This is a genomic window from Tenacibaculum piscium, assembly GCF_021390715.1.
Lineage (GTDB): Bacteria > Bacteroidota > Bacteroidia > Flavobacteriales > Flavobacteriaceae > Polaribacter > Polaribacter piscius.
Genome location: NZ_JAJGWT010000030.1, coordinates 1 through 2,447 on the forward strand (window position 1 = coordinate 1; position 2,447 = coordinate 2,447).

The 2,447-nt window shown below is 34.5% G+C and carries 3 protein-coding genes; all 3 read right to left on the minus strand.

The annotated features are described in order from the left end of the window. Nucleotides 1–320 (minus strand): hypothetical protein (locus L0U77_RS11770; protein ID WP_233901258.1); only part of this gene is annotated, 320 nt, incomplete at its 3' end. After that, nucleotides 317–823: a phage virion morphogenesis family protein gene (locus L0U77_RS11775; RefSeq protein ID WP_233901259.1), complete on the minus strand. Its 507-nt coding sequence runs from the start codon at nt 821–823 to the stop codon at nt 317–319. The genes L0U77_RS11775 and L0U77_RS11770, both read right to left, overlap by 4 nt. A 2-nt stretch (nt 824–825) precedes the next feature. Next, nucleotides 826–2,447 (minus strand): phage tail tape measure protein (locus L0U77_RS11780; protein WP_233901260.1); only part of this gene is annotated, 1,622 nt, incomplete at its 5' end.

The following is a 2,447-nucleotide window of genomic DNA, read 5'->3' on the forward strand; positions in this document are numbered from 1 at the left end:
TTAATAACTTGATCTACTACCGTAATAAAGTCAAGAAATTGCAGGCTCTTTTCTGAAGCTCGGCTGATGCTACTGGTATCCCGAAGCTGTTCGTAAGCCAATCGAAAAGTAATCGTAGCAATGGGCATTTTTGACTTATAATCAATACTCCACTTTACAAAAACAGCAGGAAATAAATGGGCTTCAAAACCTTTTTCATTATAATCTTGCCCTGCATATAAATCTACAAATTTAACGTGTGGTAAATTGTTACTTGTAAACTTATTTTTAATATCAGAATCTTTAAATTTTCGGATTAATTCGGTATAAAATGCTTTCATTTCTTATAAATTTCGTCTGTTACTTTATCATACATATGATTTTCCAACCGCAATGCCAAAACTGCTGATTCTCCTAAAAATTGACGCTTCGGAATTTTAGCATTCATTTGCCTTGTATGTGCTTTTACCTTAATAGGCTGGTTCCGTCCTTTTCTAGTTCTACTATGCGCTCTTACTCTTGCGGCTGCTTTTATTGTACCACCTTCATTGTGTATTTGAGCATACGGAACATCCGTACCAATAAGTACATAATATTTACCCTCGCTAATTTTACGAATAGAACGTTTTAAACGACTCGATTTTACTAAAATAGAACCTGCTCTTTTTCGTTTTCGAGGTGCCCATTTTTCTTGTGATGTATCCACCCAGTTTTTTTGGCGAAACCTATCTTTAGAAAACTTAACAGCAATTACTCCAGCTTCCGAAGTCATTTTACTTAAAAAGAATTTGTTATCTATTCTTTGAAGTTTCTCAAAAAAATCACCTTTAAATTTTACAGACATAATTAACTAGTTTCGGCATTTCGTACAACTCGCATCATAGCCTCGTTAAACCAATTTTCTACATCTTGCAAAGTCATTCCTTGAGTTGCACCTCCTTTTAAATTGATACCACCTTTATTTAAAGCATCAATAGTAATTGAAATATTACGTGTTTGTTTGGCATCGCCGACAACTTTATTAACTTGTTTTGTTAATGTTTTTTTAGGGTCGATATTTCCTTTTGGTTTAATTGGATTTCCGTATAGGTCTTTTTTTACTGTTTCTTTTCCGCTTTCCGTTTCCTTATCTTCTTCTGGAGGAGTTAAGTTTAAATTTTTACGGAGGTCTTGTATTTTATCTAATCCGCTTTTTGCATATTTACCAATACCAGGTAACATTGCGGCTACTTTTAAAATACCTTCTAACGGACGCAATAAAACATCCAACAATACAATTCCAATACGTTTTAAACCTCCAATAATACCATCAGATTTAAAAGCATTTACAATACTATCCCAATGTTTATGCACTAATACAAAAGCATTAATTAACATTCCGATAGGCCCTAAAAAATGAAGTATCGTAGCGCCCCATGAATCAAAATGTGTTATTGCTGTTACCACCAAAGCTACCAAGGCGGCAATAGCAATTATTATTAAAGAAATTGGATTTGCTGATACAGCCGTATTAAATAACCACATTGCAATTGTGGCGGCTCCTAATACGGTAACAAATGACCCGAAAGCAGGAAGTAACCAATCAATATTTTGGTATAACCATTCTAATACTGGAGCAAGTGTATCAAATAAATTGGCAAGCATCGGTATTATTTTTTCGCCTATTTTGGTAAATACCATTTCAAGCCTATTGCCAAACATTTCTTTCATTTTACCAAAATCGCCTTCTGCATTTTTTAGGGCATCTTTTAGGCTAAATTTAGAGCTATCAAAAGCATTAAAAGTTTTAACCATATCATCAGCTCCTGTTTTTACTTTTGCTAATGCGGTTCGTAATCCTTCAGGACCTCCAATTTTATTAATGGTATCAGTTATTTCTTTATCCGTCATGTTTTTAAACTTCTGACTAATATCAATCAATAACTTATCGGCATCTTTCATTTTGCCATCTACACCAAACACGTCAATATCTAGTTCTTTTTTAATTTTTGAACCTTGAGCACCTAAGCCATCAAAAAAGTTTTTTGTTTGACCTGCTGCAATATCAGCATTTTTACTAATAGAAGTAAACATCGCAAAAACCTTATTACCAACATCAACACTTTGCCCTGCGGCACTTGTTGCACCTGCATATTCCGTTTGTACTTTGGCTAGTTCATCAAAAGTAACAATACCTGTTTGCACGGTTTTAGCGTTCGAGGCTAATAAAGCATCAATACCGCCAACACCAATACCAAAGGCTTTCATTGCTTTTGTGGTGGAATTCATCGAATCGCCTAAATCAGCTCCAGTTGCTTGAGAGTAACGCCCTACTTTTTTAAAAACATCAATAGCATCTTTACCATATAAAACAGTAGCAGATTGTAAATCGTACATTGCATTAGTAGAATCGCCAAGATTTGTACCAATATCAAAAGCGGCATCTCTAATTTTGGAGCGGTAACTATCGAGCTCTGCTTTTGATTTAT